18 protein-coding genes are annotated in these 20,144 nt (G+C 49.7%); 10 read left to right on the top strand and 8 right to left on the bottom strand.

Annotation, left to right across the window (positions count from 1 at the left end; all coding sequences use genetic code 11):
- Positions 1-194: 194 nt before the first annotated feature.
- Positions 195-1,091: a tyrosine recombinase XerC gene (locus HMPREF2661_RS10610; protein WP_070823760.1), complete on the bottom strand. Its 897-nt coding sequence runs from the start codon at positions 1,089-1,091 to the stop codon at positions 195-197.
- 1 nt (position 1,092) lies between these two features.
- The gene (locus HMPREF2661_RS10605; protein ID WP_070823759.1) at positions 1,093-1,521 is read right to left on the bottom strand and encodes an acyl-CoA thioesterase; all 429 of its coding nucleotides are present in this window, start codon (positions 1,519-1,521) and stop codon (positions 1,093-1,095) included.
- Between the two features lie 150 nt (positions 1,522-1,671).
- Here HMPREF2661_RS10605 and fba point away from each other — a divergent pair, with 150 nt between their 5' ends.
- Complete coding sequence (gene fba, locus HMPREF2661_RS10600) at positions 1,672-2,736, top strand: class II fructose-bisphosphate aldolase (protein WP_003748401.1); 1,065 nt, start codon at positions 1,672-1,674, stop codon at positions 2,734-2,736.
- A 128-nt stretch (positions 2,737-2,864) separates the two neighbouring features.
- Positions 2,865-3,794, top strand: coding sequence for a glycosyltransferase family 2 protein (locus tag HMPREF2661_RS10595; protein WP_070823758.1), 930 nt, complete (start codon positions 2,865-2,867; stop codon positions 3,792-3,794).
- A 65-nt stretch (positions 3,795-3,859) separates the two neighbouring features.
- On the opposite strand, the gene HMPREF2661_RS10590 is transcribed toward HMPREF2661_RS10595, so the two are convergent.
- Entirely contained in the window at positions 3,860-5,536 is a 1,677-nt protein-coding gene (locus tag HMPREF2661_RS10590; protein WP_070823757.1) for a formate--tetrahydrofolate ligase, read from the bottom strand.
- A 178-nt stretch (positions 5,537-5,714) separates the two neighbouring features.
- On the opposite strand from HMPREF2661_RS10590, the gene HMPREF2661_RS10585 reads away from it, so the two are divergent.
- A complete protein-coding gene (locus tag HMPREF2661_RS10585) occupies positions 5,715-6,146 on the top strand; it encodes an EamA family transporter (protein WP_063076147.1) in 432 nt (143 codons plus the stop codon).
- Between the two features lie 196 nt (positions 6,147-6,342).
- Here HMPREF2661_RS10585 and HMPREF2661_RS11535 read toward each other — a convergent pair whose 3' ends face one another.
- The 4 genes from HMPREF2661_RS11535 to HMPREF2661_RS10565 form a co-directional block, all read right to left on the bottom strand.
- Positions 6,343-7,098 carry a hypothetical protein gene (locus tag HMPREF2661_RS11535; protein ID WP_107831965.1) on the bottom strand — a complete coding sequence of 252 codons (756 nt, stop codon included), beginning with the start codon at positions 7,096-7,098 and terminating at the stop codon, positions 6,343-6,345.
- A 2-nt stretch (positions 7,099-7,100) separates the two neighbouring features.
- The gene (locus tag HMPREF2661_RS10575) at positions 7,101-7,520 is read right to left on the bottom strand and encodes a hypothetical protein (RefSeq protein ID WP_070823756.1); all 420 of its coding nucleotides are present in this window, start codon (positions 7,518-7,520) and stop codon (positions 7,101-7,103) included.
- 89 nt (positions 7,521-7,609) lie between these two features.
- The gene (locus HMPREF2661_RS10570) at positions 7,610-8,011 is read right to left on the bottom strand and encodes a GFA family protein (protein WP_019271357.1); all 402 of its coding nucleotides are present in this window, start codon (positions 8,009-8,011) and stop codon (positions 7,610-7,612) included.
- A 170-nt stretch (positions 8,012-8,181) separates the two neighbouring features.
- The gene (locus tag HMPREF2661_RS10565; protein ID WP_070823755.1) at positions 8,182-9,330 is read right to left on the bottom strand and encodes an extracellular solute-binding protein; all 1,149 of its coding nucleotides are present in this window, start codon (positions 9,328-9,330) and stop codon (positions 8,182-8,184) included.
- A gap of 308 nt (positions 9,331-9,638) precedes the next feature.
- On the opposite strand from HMPREF2661_RS10565, the gene rpsT reads away from it, so the two are divergent.
- The 6 genes from rpsT (at position 9,639) to lpxH (ending at position 16,426) form a co-directional block, all read left to right on the top strand.
- Complete coding sequence (rpsT, locus tag HMPREF2661_RS10560) at positions 9,639-9,902, top strand: 30S ribosomal protein S20 (RefSeq protein ID WP_002212556.1); 264 nt, start codon at positions 9,639-9,641, stop codon at positions 9,900-9,902.
- A gap of 169 nt (positions 9,903-10,071) precedes the next feature.
- Entirely contained in the window at positions 10,072-11,211 is a 1,140-nt protein-coding gene (locus HMPREF2661_RS10555) for a phospholipase A (RefSeq protein ID WP_070823754.1), read from the top strand.
- Positions 11,212-11,363: 152 nt separating this feature from the next.
- The gene (locus HMPREF2661_RS10550) at positions 11,364-12,065 is read left to right on the top strand and encodes a DUF502 domain-containing protein (RefSeq protein WP_003748391.1); all 702 of its coding nucleotides are present in this window, start codon (positions 11,364-11,366) and stop codon (positions 12,063-12,065) included.
- Between the two features lie 63 nt (positions 12,066-12,128).
- Positions 12,129-13,937, top strand: coding sequence for an aspartate--tRNA ligase (gene aspS, locus HMPREF2661_RS10545; RefSeq protein ID WP_049321968.1), 1,809 nt, complete (start codon positions 12,129-12,131; stop codon positions 13,935-13,937).
- A 239-nt stretch (positions 13,938-14,176) separates the two neighbouring features.
- Positions 14,177-15,562, top strand: a complete 1,386-nt coding sequence (locus tag HMPREF2661_RS10540) for a PIG-L deacetylase family protein (RefSeq protein ID WP_049321967.1) — start codon at positions 14,177-14,179, stop codon at positions 15,560-15,562.
- Positions 15,563-15,718: 156 nt separating this feature from the next.
- Complete coding sequence (lpxH, locus tag HMPREF2661_RS10535) at positions 15,719-16,426, top strand: UDP-2,3-diacylglucosamine diphosphatase (RefSeq protein ID WP_049321966.1); 708 nt, start codon at positions 15,719-15,721, stop codon at positions 16,424-16,426.
- A gap of 71 nt (positions 16,427-16,497) precedes the next feature.
- On the opposite strand, the gene serB is transcribed toward lpxH, so the two are convergent.
- Complete coding sequence (gene serB / locus HMPREF2661_RS10530; protein WP_049321965.1) at positions 16,498-17,328, bottom strand: phosphoserine phosphatase SerB; 831 nt, start codon at positions 17,326-17,328, stop codon at positions 16,498-16,500.
- Between the two features lie 564 nt (positions 17,329-17,892).
- Between serB and HMPREF2661_RS10525 the strand changes: the two genes are divergently transcribed.
- Entirely contained in the window at positions 17,893-20,100 is a 2,208-nt protein-coding gene (locus tag HMPREF2661_RS10525; protein WP_070823753.1) for a TonB-dependent siderophore receptor, read from the top strand.
- The last annotated feature ends 44 nt before the right edge of the window (positions 20,101-20,144 follow it).

The raw sequence follows: 20,144 nt of genomic DNA, 5'->3' as shown, positions 1-20,144 counted from the left end.
ATCAAACAAAAGGTCGTTTTAAAAGATAAACGGTAAGACAAAACAGCCTATTCTTCCGGCGTTTATGCTATCCGCACATTAAACCAATATCGAAACCTCATCAGACCGATCAAAATTCAAATGGTTTCAAATCATCTGTATAAAACATCAGGCCGTCTGAAAACATTCTTTCAGACGGCCTGATTCAAACAAAATCATTTTTTCCGTTTCGCCCTTGGGTGCGCCTCATCATAAACGCGCGCCAAATGGTCAAAGTCCAGCTTTGTATAAACTTGCGTAGCGGAAAGGTTGCTGTGACCCAACAATTCCTGTACGGCGCGGATATCGCCCGATGCCTGCAAAAGATGGGTTGCATAGCTGTGGCGCATCATGTGCGGCGAGATATGGCTGGCGCTGCCCACGCGCACTGCCCACGCCTGCAGGCGTTTTTGAATTTGACGTTGCCCCAGCCTGCCGCCGTTCTTATTAGTAAACAAGGCCTGCTCGCCCTCTTTGGCAATACGCACTGCCAAATAATCACGCAATGCCGCAATGCTCTTGCCCACCAAAGGCACTTGCCGCTGCTTGCCGCCTTTACCCTTCACACTGACCCAGCCTTCGTCCAAAACGATACCGTCCAGATTCAAACCTTGTATCTCGCTCAGGCGCAAACCGCTACCATACATCAATTCAAACATGGCCTTATCGCGCACGTCCAATTCGTCATCAACAGGCGCATGGTCAAGGATATGGTTTAAAGGTTCTTGCGGTAGTGCTTTAGGCAAGCGTTCGGGCAGGCGCGGCGCTTTCATATTAAACGTCGGGTCGCTTTCCATGACTTCTATCTGCACCAGCCAACTGCAATACTGCCGCCATGCCGACAATTTCCGCGCCAAGCTGCTTTCGCTTAACCCCTTTTGCGACAGCTTTTTCAATGCCGCCACAAAATCACGGCGCATCGGCAGGCCGTTTTTCAGATTATCGGGCAACAGACGCATCAATTCACTCAAATCGCGCCGATAAGCGGAAACGGTATGCTGCGACTTACCTTGTTGCGACAAGGTTTTCAGATAGCGCTCAAGATGAAGCGCAAAATGATTTGATTCCGCCATTTCAGACGGCCTCCAATGCTGCCTTCAAGGCCAAAGGCAGACGGCAGACGCGTTGTTTGCCATAGTCGAAACACACCATGCCTGTCTGTACTTTCGCCAACACAAGGCCGTCTGAAATCCTGCGGATACGGTACAGCAAAGAAAAACCCACACCGGCCACGCCTGCCGCACCCATCTCCACCGACAGCTCATCGCCATGATGACCTTGCGCCAAATACTGCACCGCCGCATCCGCCATAATCAGGCCAGCCCCACCGGCATCCATTTCACTCCAACCCAGCGTCGCCAGCCAACGCATCCGCACTTCATGGCACAAACGCAACACTGCATCGTTCGCCAAATGGCCGCCATAGTTCACATCGCCCACCTGCACCGTCAAGGCCGTCTGAAACAAAGGCTTATCACATTCGGCCACCGAAATCCTATCCATTTTGCACACCCGTTTTCAATACTCTACCATTATAAACCGAGACCCTGTTCGTTAATATATAAAAACAATGTAGCGGCTTGTAGTTTTTCATGGCAAAAAACATTATAATTTATCGGATAAATTTACCCTTCACTACTTCAGGAGCTTCTCATGGCACTCGTATCCATGCGCCAACTGTTGGACCATGCCGCCGAAAACAGCTACGGTCTGCCCGCATTCAACGTTAACAACCTCGAACAAATGCGCGCCATTATGGAGGCGGCCGACCAAGTCAACGCCCCCGTTATCGTTCAAGCATCCGCAGGCGCACGCAAATACGCAGGTGCCCCATTCCTACGCCATCTGATTTTGGCCGCAGTCGAAGAATTCCCACACATCCCCGTCGTGATGCACCAAGACCACGGCGCATCTCCTGATGTATGCCAACGCTCCATCCAACTGGGTTTCTCCTCCGTCATGATGGACGGCTCGCTGCTCGAAGACGGCAAAACTCCGTCCACCTACGAATACAACGTCAACGCCACCCGTACCGTGGTTAACTTCTCCCACGCCTGCGGCGTGTCCGTTGAAGGCGAAATCGGTGTATTGGGCAACCTCGAAACCGGCGAAGCCGGCGAAGAAGACGGCGTCGGCGCAGTGGGCAAACTTTCCCACGACCAAATGCTGACCAGCGTCGAAGATGCCGTACGTTTCGTTAAAGATACCGGCGTTGACGCACTGGCGATTGCCGTCGGCACCAGCCACGGTGCATACAAATTCACCCGTCCACCCACAGGCGACGTATTGCGTATCGACCGCATCAAAGAAATCCACCAAGCCCTGCCCAACACCCACATCGTGATGCACGGCTCCAGCTCCGTTCCGCAAGAATGGCTGAAAGTCATCAACGAATACGGCGGCAAAATCGGTGAAACCTACGGCGTACCGGTTGAAGAAATCGTCGAAGGCATCAAACACGGCGTGCGCAAAGTCAACATCGACACCGACTTGCGCCTCGCCTCTACCGGCGCCATCCGCCGCTTCATGGCAGAAAATCCGTCCGAATTCGACCCGCGCAAATACCTGAGCAAAACCGTCGAAGCCATGAAACAAATCTGTCTCGACCGCTACCTCGCATTCGGTTGCGAAGGCCAAGCCGACAAAATCAAACCGATTTCTTTGGAAAAAATGGCAACCAAATACGCCAAAGGCGAATTGAACCAAATCATCAAATAATCTGTACATTGGATTCACACTAAGGCCGTCTGAAAACTTGAAAATAAGGTTTCAGACGGCCTTAGCTTTGGGGAAATTTATAGTAAAATCTTCCGCCAACTACACATCAAAACACATCGAAAGCAAACATGAAACTCGCCGTTATTTTGCCGGCCTATTGTGCCGAAACTTATTTGCCCGAATGCTTGGATTCGGTGTTGAATCAAACATTCCGCGACTTTTTCGTCATCGCCGTCAACGATGCCTCAACAGACAAAACCGGCGAAATCCTCGAAGCTTACGCAGCCAGAGATTCACGTTTGCAGGTTTTCCACCTCCCGGAAAACAGGGGCGAACCGTTTGTCTGCCAATTTGCCATGGATATGCTCAAAGATGTAGAGGTTGAATACGTGGCGCGGATGGACGCGGACGATATTTGCACTCTGGATCGTTTTGAAAAACAAATTCAGTTTTTAGACAGCCATCCCGAAATCGATATTGTCGGCAGCCAAGCCACCATCTTTTTCGACGACCAAACCGGAAGAGAACCCGTTTTAAGCGATCTGCCCCTGCTCGACAAAGACATTAAAGCCTTTTTTTCTAGGGCCGCTCAAAATATGTTCAACCCCACCACCATGTGGCGGCACGACAGCATTAAAAACCTCGGGATAAACTACACCGCGACGGAAACCGCGCCCGATTTCCATATGTGGGTGCAATGCGCCCTACATGGCAAAACCTTTGCCAATCTGCCCGAACCTTTGTTGTTTTACAGGATACACCAAACTCAAGAAAGCAAAAAAAGAGACAAAATCAACAGATCCGTCCAATACACCATGGAGTTGTGGATCAGTCATCTCTTCCCTGATTTGAACGCGACGGAAGTAACGCTCTTAAGCCGCATCTTGTACGAAAAGCAACTGCGCTTGACCACTGAAGAGCTGAAAACCATTTTTGCCGCTTATGACAGAATCAGCAAAGACCGCAGCATTTCATTGTTTGGCGAAGACCGCAATACCATGTTCGACATGATAGACAAGTTCTTCAATTTCTTAAAAAGTCAGTTAAAATTCACTTAAATTATAAAAGGCCGTCTGAAACCTAAGTTTCAGACGGCCTTTGTCTATTTCAAGATCAATCTAAATCAGAACAAGCCGTGAATCACGCCGTCTGCGTCCACATCGATTTTCTCGGCGGCCGGAACTTTCGGCAGACCCGGCATTTTCATCATATTGCCGCACAACGCAACGATAAAACCTGCGCCAGCGGAAACAGTAATACCGCGCACGGTAATGCGGAAGCCTTCGGGGCAGCCCAACAGTTTGGCGTTGTCGCTCAAAGAATATTGGGTTTTCGCCATGCAGATCGGCATTTTGTCCAAGCCCAGTTTTTCCAGTGAAGCGATTTCAGCAGACGCTTCCGCGCTGAAATCAACATCTTCCGCGCCGTACACTTTTTGGGCAATCGCACGGATTTTGTCTTTAATGCTCAACTCAACATCGTAGGAAAAATTGAAGTTGTTCGGTTGATTTTCGATGGCGTTAACGACTTTGTGCGCCAAGTCTGCACCACCCGCGCCGCCTTTGCCCCATACTTCAGTCAGGGAAACTTCAACGCCGTGTTCCGCGCAGGCTTTTTCAATCATGGCCAACTCGGCATCTGAGTCGGACACAAAGCGGTTGATGGCAACCACCACAGGCAGGCCGAATACGTTTTTCAGGTTGGAAATGTGTTTCAGCAGATTAGGCAGGCCTTTTGCCAAAGCATCAAGGTTTTCTTCGCCAAGGTTGGCACGCTCCACGCCGCCGTTGTATTTCAAAGCGCGGACAGTGGCCACGACAACAGCCGCATCAGGTTTCAAATCCGCCAGACGGCATTTGATGTCGCAGAATTTTTCCGCGCCCAAATCCGCGCCGAAGCCTGCTTCGGTTACGGCATAATCGGCAAGGTGTTTCGCCAAACGGGTGGCCGTTACAGAGTTACAGCCGTGGGCGATGTTGGCGAACGGACCGCCGTGTACAAATGCCGGAGTGCCTTCGATGGTTTGCACCAAGTTAGGCTTAATCGCATCTTTAAGCAATGCCGCCATCGCGCCATTCGCTTTCAAATCTTTAGCATAAACGGGGCTGCCGTCTTTGGCATAGGCGACAAGGATGTTGCCCAAACGCTCTTTCAAATCGCTGATGTCTTTAGCAAGACAGAATACCGCCATCACTTCGGACGCAACGGTAATGTCAAAACCGTCAGGACGCATCACGCCGTCAACAGGTTTGCCCATGCCGTCGATGATGTTGCGCAACTGACGGTCGTTCATATCGACCACGCGACGCCACAGCACGCGTTTCGGATCGATGTTCAACTCATTGCCTTGGTAGATATGGTTGTCGAGCATGGCGGCGAGTAAGTTATTCGCCGCGCCGATGGCGTGGAAGTCGCCGGTAAAGTGCAGGTTGATGTCTTCCATCGGCAAAACTTGGGCATAGCCGCCGCCCGCCGCGCCGCCTTTAACACCAAATACCGGACCCAAAGAAGGCTCGCGCAGGGCGATAACAGAATCTTTACCGATATGGCGCAATGCATCCGCCAAACCGATGGTCACGGTGGTTTTACCCTCACCCGCAGGAGTTGGATTAATGGCGGTAACCAAAATCAGACGACCTTGTTTTTGCGGCAGCTTGAATGCTTCGGCAGGATTGATTTTGGCTTTGTAATGACCATAGGGCTCGATGTTGTCAACGTTCAAACCCAGCTTGGCGGCAATTTCACCAATCGGGCGCATGGTGGAAGACTGGGCAATTTCAGCATCGGTTTTGAAGCTCATGATTTTCCTTTATTGAGAGAGGGAAAGGCCGTCTGAAACAATACAATAAAGACGGCTGGAAGAAAAAGAATATTAGTTCTATTATAACGTTTTCCAAAGACAAACCGCAGTGAAAATTTCGATATTTCATCAACAAGCGGATTCATATTGTCAACAATTTAAAACAAAGGAATAAAATATGAGCAGCAACGCATGGCTGTTTTGGGCATTGGCATCGGCAGGCTTCGCCTCATTGACCGCCATTTTCGCCAAAATGGGTTTACAGGGCATAGATTCGGATTTCGCCACCTTTATCCGCACCTTGGTCATCCTCGCCGCTTTAGTATTGTTTTTAACCTACACCGGCAAATGGCAGGGCGTGAACGGCTTTACCGGCCGCAACTGGACATTCCTCATCCTATCCGGCCTCGCTACCGGCGCATCTTGGCTTGCCTACTTCAAAGCCCTGCAACTGGGCAATGCCTCACAAGTCGCACCCGTCGACAAATTCAGCCTGGTCTTAGTCGCCCTGATGGCCGTCGTTTTCTTAGACGAACGGCCAAGCACGCAGGAGTGGGTAGGCTTAGGCTTGGTAACCGCAGGCGTATTGACTTTGGCTTTGAAACGATAAAAATTGGGACATCAAAAAAGGCCGTCTGAAAAATTTCAGACGGCCTTTGCTTTGCTTCAAACAATCAGCTCAATATTAAATGGTGATTCTCCAATTATTTGTGAAAGTAACTGATTATGAAACAGGTATTAAGGCCGCCTGAAAACCGTTTTTCAGACGGCCTCTTCAAGCTGCATTAGTCAGGGCAATGTTTGCTTCAGACAGAACGGGAGAAGCCTCGTTGTTGTTCTTGTTGAATATTTTGGTTTTCTTGAGCAACAAACTGCTGTTGCCGCTCTTCTTCTGAAGCCTGTTGGACTCTTTCGTTGAAGCTGGCAACTTTGTCAGGATTATCAGCCAAAAGTTTTTTTGCATACGAACCGTCGGTATCATTCAATAGTCCTTGCAGCATAGCCATAGTTTCTTCGTATTTGGATTGGGGTTTCTCTTGAGAAGAATTTAAGGGTTTATGTTGTTGTTCCCAATTTTGACGGATACGTTTCAATTCTTCTTCAGGGATTAACAAAGAATTTTCTCCAGGCGTAAGGGCCATTCCCAAATCAGGGTCTTTTAAATTCATGCCCCTTAACAAGGTAGAAGCAACCGAATTGCTGTTCCGTCCCAAGCCCAATATAGGGTATGAGGGATTGCGTCTATTAATTTCCTGGCCTATTTCATACCCTAAATTGAATTTATGCATGACTTCTTCGTAGCTTCCCTCGAAAACTATTTCTTGGTTTTGAGAGGGATGATAAAACCTCATTTTAGCTTCTTGTTCATTGTAGACACGTAATCTGTCAGAAGGTAAATAACCTATTGGTTTAATTTCTCCGTCTTGTGAAGTTGCTAGCCCGTTTAATTCGTGTATCGGACGGTTATTCGGGTCCAATACGACAATAAAATTATGTCCTGCCGTGCCACCAATTAGCGGAAGTTGTGATTTAACGATTTTATAGTTTCCGGTATCTGCCATTTTCAATTTCCTTTTTCAGTATCTTCTACGATTTGTTTTTCAACATTCAAAGAATCCAACCCCTTTTTAGGAGAGACAATGATGCGGTAAATATGTTTTGCACGACCGCTTCCGGAATGCCCTCCTGTAGCTCTTGACCGAATATACCCGTTATATTCGCAAAACTCTTTTCCTGCCACACAAGTCATACCCATATTTGAAACTACATTTTGGATATTTTCAGGGCTATTGTCGCCGTTTAAATGGGACGAAACCATTTTTCCCAACTCTTCTTTCTCCGGTTTATTGGGAAATATTTTAGTAATATATTCTTTGATTTCTCCTTTAGGCAGGTGATCATAATTGACAGACATCCTTGGAAAGCCCAAATCACAAGCAGTTAGAAAGAATGATGAAATCAAGATAATGGAAGATTTTTTCATATTAATGTCCTTTGTGTTTCATAGCAGGGCAGCTCTAGGCAGTAAGTTGAACCGTATCCAGTTTTCGGAAGGTTTTTGCTCACAACACTTTATTCGCCGCCGAATTGTGCCAAAAACTCTTTTTCAGTCAGCTTGGGCGTGTCGTTTGCCAGTTCGTAATACGGGGCTTTGGCATCGATGTAAATCTGTTCTTCCAATTTGAAATCGGCGTTGTCGGCAAACAGTCCGGCGAAGACGAAATAGCTGTCGTTCGGCAGGAAATGGTAGAAAAGGTGTGTACCGCAGTTTTTGCAGAACGCGCGTTCCGCCCATTCGGACGAATGGTAGCGGGAGATGTTTTCACCGCCGTCGATTTTCGGCGGCTTGGCGGCAATCAGCGAAAACGTCGCGCCGCTGCCCCAAGTGCGGCACATTCCGCAATGGCAGGCGTGGACGTGTTTGTCGTGTTCCACTTCTAAAGATACGTCGCCGCACAGGCATTTTGCTTTCATGGTCGAACTCCTTATATTTGAAAGCTGACTTCTAGGTCGTCTGAAACGGTGTTGCCAAAACTTACGTCGCTCGTTTTGGCGAAATTCGCTGCGCTCATTTTCATGACGACCCCGCTGTCAGACAGCGGCTACAAACAGCCCGATGGTGCAGACAAATCCGCCCGTCCACATTACCGAACGTTTGAACCGACTTTGATTTTTTGCCACAAGTTGACAGACAGTTTTTTCGCATCTGAGCTCATTTGAGGCATGACGAAACCGTCTTTCATATCTTGCTCGTTCGGGAAAATAGAACGAGTGTTCACCAGCTCGGCAGGCATTTTTTCGCGTGCAGGTTTGCTGGCCGGCGCGAAGGTTACGGCGATACCGTTTTTTGCAGCCACTTCGGGATCAAGCGTGTAGTTGATGTATTTGTGGGCATTGGCGATGTTTTTCGCATCGGCCGGAATCAACCAAGATTCAATCCAGAAGCCCATGCCTTTCGGCGTCAACACTTCGATGCCGACGTTGTTTTTCACTTCTTCGGAACGCGCTTTGGCCAAGTTCAAGTCGCCGCCGTTACCTGCCGCCAAGCAGATGTCGCCGCGCGCCAGTTCGTCAATAATGGAAGGGCTGAAACGTTTTACATCAGGACGGATAGACTTCAACACTTCCGCCGCCGCTTTCAAATCTTCAGGATTCGAGCCTTTAGGATCTTTACCCAAGTAGTTCAACAAGATTGGGAACATTTCGCTCGGTGTATCCCACAAAGCAATGCCGCAAGATTTCAGCTTGTTGGTGTATTCAGGTTTGAACAGCAAATCCCAGCCGTTTTCAGGCAATTTTCCGCCCAAAAGCTCCTTGCCCTTCGCCGTAATCGCAATCGTATTCACACCTGAGAAGTATGGAACGGCGTATTGATTGCCCGGGTCGGCGGTTTCCAACATCTTCAGCAATTCAGGATCGATGTTTTTGTAGTTCGGAATCAAGTCCTTATTGATTTTTTGGTATGCACCCGCCTCAATTTGACGCGGCAGGAAGGCAATACCGGGCACAACCAAGTCATAGCCAGATTTGCCGGTCAGCATTTTGGCTTCCAGCGTTTCGTTGTTTTCATACAAATCGTAAGTCAGCTTCAAATTGTTGGCTTTTTTGAAGTCTTCGACTGTACTTTCGTCAACGTAGTTTGACCAGTTGTAGATATTCAAAGTATCGGTGGCGGCTGCTTCGGCATTGGCAGCAGGCGCGCTGCCTGCTTGAGGTTGCTCGGCTTTTTTCTCGCCACCGCCGCACGCGGCCAAAGACAATGCGGCCAATACGGCTAATACAGATTTTTTCATACGGGCAGATTCCTGATGAAAGAGTGGTTAATGTCAATAAATAAGAAACCCTGCACCCCATAAACACCCCGGCGCAGAGTTAGGCTATTGTAATGGAAACGTAAGCAAACGCAAAGCAATATCCATCTGATTTTTATTGAAATAAGGCAAAGCAACACCATCTTTTTACCAAAAGCGTTGCACCGGCTGTCGTTTTTGGGCAAAATACGGCTAATTTGCGCGCGTTTATAGAGAAAAAGCTTGCATACAAGGAAATCTGTCTTTAAAATTGCGCGTTTACAGAATTTATTTTTCAGGAGATATTCAATATGGCAAACAGCGCACAAGCCCGCAAACGTGCCCGCCAGTCGGTTAAACAACGCGCCCACAACGCCAGCCTGCGTACTGCATTCCGTACCGCTGTGAAAAAAGTGTTGAAAGCAGTTGAAGCCGGCGACAAAGCTGCTGCTCAAGCAGTTTACCAAGAATCCGTTAAAGTCATCGACCGTATCGCTGACAAAGGCGTATTCCACAAAAACAAAGCAGCCCGTCACAAAAGCCGTCTGTCTGCAAAAGTAAAAGCTTTGGCTTAATACTGACGCAGATGCCGGAAATCCTGACAATCAAAACAGGATGAATCGAGCTGATACGATGCCCCTGAGGTCCTGCCTTTCAGGGGCATTGCCGTATTCACAACCCAAACCGACTAAATAAACCTATTTACCCCCTCATCAGGCCGTCTGAAAAACAACGGAAACTCTCATGAACAAGATGTTGAAACATTCCCTAAGTATCGGATTCATTGCCGCCGCCCCGCTGGCCGCCGCCGATACCGCCCTACACTGCACCACCATTCAAGACAACGCCACCCGTTTGGCGTGTTACGACAACATCTACTCGGCGCAACTCCCCCCTCAATCCCCACTGCCGCAAGCGCAAACCGAAACGGCCAAAACACCGGTCGACCTCGAAAAAAGCGTGCGCAAGAGCATTGAGAAAAAAGAAGCGGCCATTGTATTCGACAATCCTACCCACCCGAATATTTCAGACGACGTATTAAGTGAAACTGCCGACAGCTACACACCTCTAAGCCTGATGTACGATTTAGATAAAAACGACACACGCGGCCTATTGAGCGTACGCGAGCATAATCCTATGTACCTCATGCCTGTTTGGTACAACAGCAGCCCCAACTATTACCCGGAATCCCCCAGCCGCGGCGTAACCACGCAGGAAAAATTCAGCGAACAAAAACGCCTCGAAACCAAAATGCAGGTTTCCTTCAAAAGCAAGATTGCCGAAGATTTATTCAAAACCCGTGCCGATGTATGGTTTGGCTACACCCAAAAATCCGACTGGCAAATCTTCAACCAAGGCCGCAAATCCGCTCCGTTCCGCAATACCGACTACGAACCCGAAATCTTCATTACCCAACCCGTTAAAGCAGACCTGCCTTTCGGCGGCAAACTGCGCATGGTCGGCGCAGGTTTTGTTCACGAGTCCAATGGTCAAAGCCGCCCCGAATCACGCTCATGGAACCGGGTTTACGCCATGGCCGGCATGGAATGGGGCAAGCTGACCGTCATCCCTAGGGTTTGGATGCGCGCCTTCGACCAAAAAGGAGACGATGACGACAATCCGGACATCAACAAATACATGGGTTACGGCGACTTGAAAGTCCAATACCGCTTCAATGACAAACAAAATGTTTATTCCGTCCTGCGTTACAATCCGAAAAGCGGACGCGGCGCCGTTGAAGCGGCCTATACTTTCCCCATCAAAGGCAAACTCAAAGGCGTTGTCCGCGGCTTCCACGGCTACGGCGAAAGCCTGATTGACTACAACCACAAACAAAACGGCATCGGCTTCGGCCTGATGTTCAACGACTGGGACGGCATCTAAATGACCCCATATTGTTTCAGACGGCCTTTGCAATCAAGGCGGCCGTCTGAAACAATAAGACAAAACAAGCCATTCGTTTAAAATACTCGTTTCCTAGCGTCCAAACGCGTATAATGCAAAGTTTGGGCAAAACTTGCCGGAATGAAACAAAGATGACAGAAGCCGCAGCCGAAAGCGGAAAAATCGCCAAGGCTTTAAAGAAATACCTGATTACAGGCGTGCTGGTTTGGTTACCGATTGCCGTAACCATCTGGGCGATGAGCTATATCATCTCCGCCGCCGACAGACTGATCAACCTATTACCGGAAAGCTGGCAGCCCCAGCATTTCTGGGGGTTCAACATTCCCGGCTTGGGCATCGTCGCCGCCACAGTCGTCTTGTTCGTTACCGGCGTATTTGCCGCCAACGTATTGGGCAGACGGATTCTCGGCGCATGGGACAGCCTTTTAGGACGTATCCCCGTCGTCAAATCCATCTACTCCAGCGTTAAAAAAGTTTCCGAATCCCTGCTCTCCGACAGCAGCCGCTCGTTCAAAACCCCCGTACTGGTTCCCTTTCCGCAACCGGGCATTTGGACGATAGCCTTTGTTTCCGGCCATATCCCCGCCAAACTCAAAGGCAGCCTGCCGCAAGATGACGACTATATTTCCGTTTACGTCCCAACCACGCCCAACCCGACCGGCGGCTATTACATCATGGTGAAAAAAAGCGACGTTCGCGAGCTGGACATGAGCGTGGATCAGGCATTGAAATATGTGATTTCGCTGGGCATGGTGATGCCGGACGACTTGCCGGTTAAAGCCCTACCCGCCCAAAAACCGTCTAAAGACGGTCATACCGAACACAACAATTAAGGTCTTCTTTTTTCAGACGGCCTTTCCTTCTTTTCAAATTGAACAATATAAAAAGGTGATTTTATGCGTACCAACTATTGCGGCCTTATCAGCGAGCAATACTTAGACCAAACCGTTACCGTCAAAGGCTGGGTACACCGCCGACGCGACCACGGCGGTGTGATTTTTATCGACCTGCGCGACCGCGAAGGCATCGTTCAAGTCGTGATTGACCCTGATACGCCCGAAGCATTTGCCGCTGCCGACTCTTCCCGCAACGAATACGTTTTGAGCATTACCGGCCACGTACGCAACCGTCCTGAAGGTACAACCAACGACAAAATGATTTCCGGCAAAATCGAAATCCTCGCCAAAGAAATCGAAGTCTTGAACGCCGCCGCTACGCCTCCGTTCCAAATCGACGACGAAAACATCAGCGAAAACGTGCGTCTGACCAACCGCGTTATCGACTTGCGCCGTCCTACCATGCAACGCAACCTGCGTCTGCGTTACCAAGTCGCCATGGGCGTTCGCCGTTATCTGGACGCGCAAGGCTTTATCGACATCGAAACCCCGATGCTGACCCGTTCCACTCCGGAAGGCGCGCGCGACTACCTCGTGCCGAGCCGCGTTCATCCGGGCGAATTCTTCGCGCTGCCGCAATCTCCACAATTATTCAAACAATTGCTGATGGTGGCCGGTTTCGACCGTTACTACCAAATCACCAAATGTTTCCGTGACGAAGATTTGCGTGCCGACCGTCAACCTGAATTCACTCAAATCGACTTGGAAACCTCGTTCTTGAACGAGGATGAAATCATGGACATCACCGAAGGCATGGCCAAACAAGTCTTCAAAGACGCATTGGGCGTGGATTTGGGCGACTTCCCACGCATGCCTTATTCTGAAGCCATGTTCTACTACGGCTCTGACAAACCGGACATGCGCATCAACTTGAAATTTACCGAGTTGACCGACCTGATGAAAACGGAAGAATTCAAAGTTTTCCGTGGCGCAGCCGACATGAAAGGCGGCCGCGTGGTTGCACTGCGCGTGCCGAACGGCGCAAAATTCAGCCGCAAAGAAATCGACGAATACACCAAATTTGTCGGCATCTACGGCGCGAAAGGCCTGGCCTACATCAAAGTAAACGATGTGAGCAACCTCTCCAACGGCGAAGACAGCGGCCTGCAATCTCCAATCGTGAAATTCCTGTCTGAAAACGCCCTGAAAGAAATCATTGCGCGTACCGGCGCGCAAAACGGCGACATCATCTTCTTCGGCGCAGACAAAGCCAAAGTCGTGAACGAAGCCATCGGCGCGCTGCGTATCAAAGTCGGCTTGGAACACGGCAAAGACAACGGCTACTTCGTAGACGAATGGAAACCTTTGTGGGTTGTCGATTTCCCAATGTTCGAATACGACGAAGAAGCCGACCGCTACGTTGCCGTACACCATCCGTTTACCGCGCCTAAAGAAGGTCATGAAGACCTGATGGTTTCCGACCCGGCAAACTGCCTGGCCCGTGCCTACGATATGGTATTGAACGGCTGGGAAATCGGCGGCGGCTCTATCCGTATCCACCGCGCAGACGTACAAGAGAAAGTGTTTGCCGCGCTGAAAATCAGCCCTGAAGAGCAACAAGAGAAATTCGGCTTCCTCTTGGATAACTTGAAATTCGGTGCGCCTCCTCACGGCGGCCTTGCATTCGGCCTCGACCGTCTGGTTACCCTGATGACCGGTGCCGAGTCCATCCGCGACGTGATTGCCTTCCCGAAAACACAACGTGCACAATGTCTGCTGACCAATGCACCTAATGTGGTCGATGACAAACAGCTGCGTGAATTGAGCCTGCGTCTGCGTCAGAAAGCAGTTGAAACAAAAGAAGCATAATTTATCGGCTTAACCTTTAAAATATCAAGGCCGTCTGAAAAATTTGAAATTTCTTTCAAATTTTTCAGACGGCCTTTCTGTATTTTAGTCGTTTATATATAATCAACTTATAAACTGTTTTATTTTAAACGTTCACTTTAATGACGTTAGAGTATAAAAAACAACCGTTTGTAAGAAAAACAAACAAATAAGCTCCACAAGCACTATCATGACTGTTATAACAATAAAGGAACCCAACAATGTTTCTGATACTGACGGGGCTGATACTGACTTTTTTTGTTTTGTTGTTTATTATTACTTCAATTATTCATAAAAAACAGTTTGCCTATAACACACACCAAGACTATAACTATCCCTCCCTCCCCTCTACCGCGCATGCAACCCTCAAAGGCGGCAGCCTGACCTTGCCCGCCACTGTCAGCGGACGGGATACCGTCATTGCCAAAATCCGTATCAAGTCCAACTGGATGGGACTATTGTTCTTGCCTTTTGTCGAAACCATTTCATCCAAAGGCAAATGGAAGCAATATTTCGAATACGGCGCAAAAGGCGTGCGCTATATCAATCTGAGCGACACCTTCTCCGACAGCGACAAAACCGTCCGTTTGGAAGGTAGATACCTGACTTTGGCCGATCAAGAAATCGAACTTTCCGTTTATCCGCGTGAAAACCTCGACGGCAAAAAAATCCTTGTCCTTGCGCCCCATGCCGACGATGCCGAACTCAGCGCATACGGTTTGTATGAAAAACACGCCGCCAATTCAATGATCTGCACCTTAACCGCCAGCGAAGGCGGCAGCTTCCACTATGGTAACCTTTACGGCCAATGCGACTGCGACACTCAGGCCCAATATCTGCAAAAAGGCCGGATGCGCGTTTGGAACAGCCTGACCGTCCCCCTTTTAGCTGGCGTGCCGTCTGAAAATATCCTGCAACTGGGCTACTTCGACAGCACATTGACCGCCATGCGCCAAAATCCGGAAAAAGAGATTAAATCGACCAAAATCGATACGGCCGACATCGATATTTTCCGCCATGCCAATACCTCCCCATTGGCGCAACAACTCAAGCCCGGCTCAACCTGGAACAGCTTGGTGGACAATCTCGGCTATCTGATAGAAACATTCCAGCCGGACATTATCGTGTCGCCTTCCCCCAATATTGACACGCATCCCGACCACCAACACACAACGCTGGCCGCCATCGAAGCCCTGCGCAAAATCAATTACCGCCGCGGTAATCTGTTTTTGCACACCATCCATTATCTGAGCGACGACTTCCCAATCGGCAAAGTAGGCTCTTCCCTCAGCCTGCCGCCGCTTGCCGAGCAACCGTTTTACTTCCAAAGCATTTATTCCCATCCTTTGGATAAAGAAGAGCAAAACCGCAAACTCCTTGCCCTTGACGCCATGAACGACATCCGCCCCAATTCAGACGGCTATATGCGCTGGAGCACCATGATATTCAAAGGCCTAAACAAACTGCGGCACCACGTCCTCCACATCGACAAAGACTTGGTCAACCGCTTTGTCCGCAGCAACGAATTCTTCTATAGTGTCCCCATTACCGACCTGTACCAAGAAGAAACGCTGAAAAAAATTACCTATCAGGGCAAAGCCCAATAAACCATAAAGGCCGTCTGAAAAGATGTTTCAGACGGCCTTTATCACACCCAATCAAAACAACAAAATCACCGCATTACAAACGAAAAACACCAAGCCCAAATCCAAACGCGACAACCCAAGTTATAATAAAACCCTTCCCATACGCCCCACATCATCATGCCGATTTACTTCATCGCCGATTTGCACCTGAGCGAATCCCATCCCCAACTGACCGCTCTCTTCCAAAAATTTATCCAAGAAAAAGCCGTCCATGCCCAAGCCGTGTACATCCTCGGCGACCTTTTCGATTTTTGGATCGGCGATGACGAAAACAGCCCTTTGGTGCAAACCATCAAGCAAACCATCCGCAGCCTGACCAAGCGCGGCGTCGCCTGCTATTTTATCCATGGCAACCGCGACTTCCTCATCGGCAAAACCTTCGCCCGCGATACCGGCATGATCTTACTGCCAGAGTACGCCGTGATCGACCTATTCGGCACGCCCACCCTGCTCTGTCACGGCGACACCCTCTGCACCGACGATCATTCTTATCAAAAATTCCGCCGTACCGTCCATCAAAAATGGCTGCAACGCCTGTTCCTGCTTTTGCCGCTCACACTCCGGCTGAACATCGCTGCCAAAATCCGCAGGCAGAGCAAACAGGACAAACAACACAAAACCGCCGACATCATGGACGTTAATCCAACCTTTACCCACGAAACCATCCAACGCTTCCACACGCCCCTGCTCATTCACGGCCATACCCACCGCGAAAACATCCATCGCAACGCCGATTACACCCGCATCGTACTCGGCGACTGGCGCGACAATTACGCCTCCATTCTCGAAGTCGATGCCGAAGGCTACCGTTTTATCGCCTTATAAAACATCAGGCCGTCTGAAAACCGGTTTCCCGATTATTCAGACGGCCTGACTGACAAACATCCTCAAACAGTTTACGCAAACCAACCGCGTATCCGCTCCAAACCACCAAAGCGCACACACGCATCCGCATTCGCTTCAGTTTTCGGTTTCGCCCGATAAGCAATGCCGAATCCCGCTTCCAATATCATCGGAATATCATTCGCACCATCGCCCATCGCCACCACCTGCCACGGAGCCAAACCCAGACGCTCACGGTATTCGCGCAACAAATCCGCCTTAGCCTGCGCATCGATAATCCGCCCTTTCAGACGGCCTGTCAGCTTGCCGTTTTCCACTTCCAACACATTCGCAAAATGGAAATCCAAGCCCAAACGCCGTTGCAGGCGTTCCGTAAAAAACGTAAATCCGCCCGACACCAGCATAAACTTCACATCATTCCGTTTACACGCTTCTAATAAAAATTCCGCGCCCGGCGACAACTGCAACACATTCTCGTACACCTCTTCCAACACGCGCTCGTCCAAGCCGGCCAGCAAAGCCACACGCTTGCGCAAAGACTGCTCAAAGTCCAACTCGCCGCGCATCGACTGCTCCGTAATCTTGGCCACCTCATCCTTCAGTCCGACACCAGCCGCAATCTCATCCACACACTCAATCGTAATCAGCGTCGAATCCATATCGCTGACAATCAGCCCCAAATCGGCAAAAGCCACATCCGGCAACACCGCGCCATCTATCTGCTGCGCAATCAACGCCGCACGCATCCCGTCCGTCAGTTCAAAATCATCCGAAACCGGCACACGCAACACCGACTTCCCTGATGGCGCAGACACCAAACCGCCAAACGCCGACCAGTCGCACGCGCCCAAATCCCCATGTTGCAACACCAAAACTTTCTTCATCTCTTTCTCCTCATGCCCCAAAACCTTTGCAAACAAATCCGGTACACATTCAGCTTAAAACAACACAAACCGTATTTTTGCAAAGGCCTTAAAAAAACCAAAACAGCATTATAGCCGAACAACCCCGGCAATTTTCAGACGGCCTGGAAACAAATTCAGCTCGAGCTGCCAATACCAATATTTACATCAACAAACCAAGCAATTACTCAAAAATTTGATTTGGGACAAGCTGTTTGAAAAACTTTGCAAGCAACAGATAACTTTCTGTTGATTTTTTTCACCGTTTCGATATAGTTATTTATGTCTAGTTTGATACTAACCTTTGTATCTAGTTTTCATTGCATTACCACCTCCATTCGTTGCCAACGGCTCCCTTTCCGGCGGCAACCTTTTTTTGACCCGATGGTTTGGCAAAATCGAAATTGAATCAAATAAAATGATTCGGGGACTTATATTTAATTTTTAAAACAAAACGGCTTATCAAAAACAACGGCTCAATTTAAACAGATATTGCCGCCAATATTTAAAAACAAACAGACCTTTCTTTATCAAGGATCCCTCCCAATGCACCATTCTGAGAAACTATTCAAACTGAGCACACTTGCCCTCTGCCTTGCCGCACTGCCCCAAGCCGCACAAGCTGCCGAAGAAGTACAACAGGCTGAAGTGGAACAAGTTACCGTAGTAGGTAAAAACAAAAGCCTGCGTACTGAAAGTCAAAACAGCTACACCGTATCCGCCCTGCGCTCAACCACAGGGCTGGTGCTCTCTCCGCGGGAGATCCCCCAATCCGTCAGCGTCATTACCAAAAAACAAATTGAAGACCAAGGCATCACCGACTTAGAAGGTGCGTTGCAAAACGCTACGGGCATCAATGTTTTCAAAAGCGGCGGACGCACGCATTTCATGTCGCGCGGCTATTTTATCGAACAGTTTGAAGAGGACGGCATTGCCACGCAACTCGGCTCTCCCGGCGGATTCGGCTTGGGCGGCCCGGCCGGCGACCCGACCAGTGCAACCGATATGGCAATGTACGACCACATTGAAGTGGTGCGCGGTGCGGCAGGTTTGACACAGGCAAACAACGAACCCGGCGGCACGGTAAACGCCGTCCGTAAAAAACCAACTGCAAAACGCCAACTTTCCGCCGATTTGATGGCAAACTCATGGGGCAAAGTAAACAGTACCTTTGATGCATCCGGCACCTTAAGCCAAGAACACGGCCTGCGTGGACGCTTTGTCGGCTCGGTAGGCAGCAACAAAACCTTCAAAGACCAATCCGGCGGCCGTGACGTCCTTCTGTATGGCGTGATGGACAAAGACATCGGCGACAACAGCAAACTTACTTGGGGCGCAAGCTACCTCAACCAAACCGAAACGCCCGATCCGGACGGCCTGCCGATGCGTGCAGACGGCAAAGAGTGGAAACGCAGCCGCTATTTGGGTGCGGATTGGAACGAAGCCCGCCTGAAAAAATACAATCTTTTCGTCGAATTAGAACATTATTTCAACGACAACTGGAAACTGAGCAGCAAACTAGACTGGCGCAAGAACACCAGTTCAAAAGAATATTACACGCTGGGCGGCACGGGTAACGGCATCGGTACAGACGGCCTGGGAACCACATACAGCTTCGACCGTTACGATGCAGGCAACCGCCAGTTCACTTTCCAAAACAACCTGACCGGCCGCATCTTCGCTTTCGGCCAAAATCACGACCTCTTCTTCATGCACAGCTATTCCAAAGAGAACGTGAACTCAAGCAACCGCTGGTTTGATGACAGCAGTACCTATAACGCAGATGCCTTCAACGGCAGCGAAAAAGCCAAACCCGATTGGGATTCTGCCGCAGCCAAAGCCCGTGGCGGCGACGGCCGTTATACTACCCATGCTTTCGGTTTGGGCGCGCGCATCAATCCCACCGACAAACTGCACATCATCGCAGGCGGACGCTATACCAGCTGGAAACGCGACTACTATTGGGATCGCGACCTCAAAGACGGGGCAGCAGGTTCATCAGACTCGCTCAAACGCAACCGCTTCGTTCCTTATGCCGGCATCACTTACGACATCACGCCTAAACAAAGTATTTACGCCGCCTATACGTCCATCTTCAAACAAACAATGAACCGCGACTACAACGACAACCTGCTGCCGCCGATTATGGGACGCAACTACGAACTCGGCTGGAAAGGCGAATGGAACGAAGGCCGTCTGAATACTTCCGTCGCCCTCTACCGTACCGACAAAGACAACAACAACCAACGTGTCAATGCCAAACCGCATCCCTATTGGGAACCGCTCAATCAAAGCAGCCGCGGCTTGGACGCCGAAATCTCCGGCAGTCTGACCGACCGTTGGCAAGTTTACGCAGGCTACACCTTCAACCGCAGCACCAACCGCAACAGCGTCGGTAACAATGTTGAATCGCGCCTAAAAGGCTACAACTTCAGCAGCCATACGCCGAAGCATATGTTCCGCCTCTACACCAGCTATGTCCTGCCGGTAGATAACGGCAAATGGACAGTCGGTCTTGGCTTGAAGAGCAGCAGCAAAACCGCCAATTCCTACGGCTCCATCAAGCAAGGCGGCTACACCATTTGGAATACCAACGTCCAATACCGCCCGAGCAAAAACTTGCAACTGGGGCTGGCGGTCAACAACCTGACCGACAAACGCTACTACGAAAACCAATACGGCCGGGCCGCCAACAGCGGCAGCTTCTACGGCGAACCGCGCAACGCCGTGTTCAGCCTGAAGTGGAAAATGTAAATAGCAGCATAACAAGCACGGGTTGACCACTCATTTTTTAAAAG

Origin of the sequence: Neisseria sp. HMSC061B04 (assembly GCF_001836705.1) — a bacterium.
Taxonomy (GTDB): Bacteria; Pseudomonadota; Gammaproteobacteria; order Burkholderiales; family Neisseriaceae; genus Neisseria.
The sequence above is the reverse complement of the archived record's forward strand: the minus strand, read 5'-3'. Positions and strand labels throughout refer to the sequence as shown.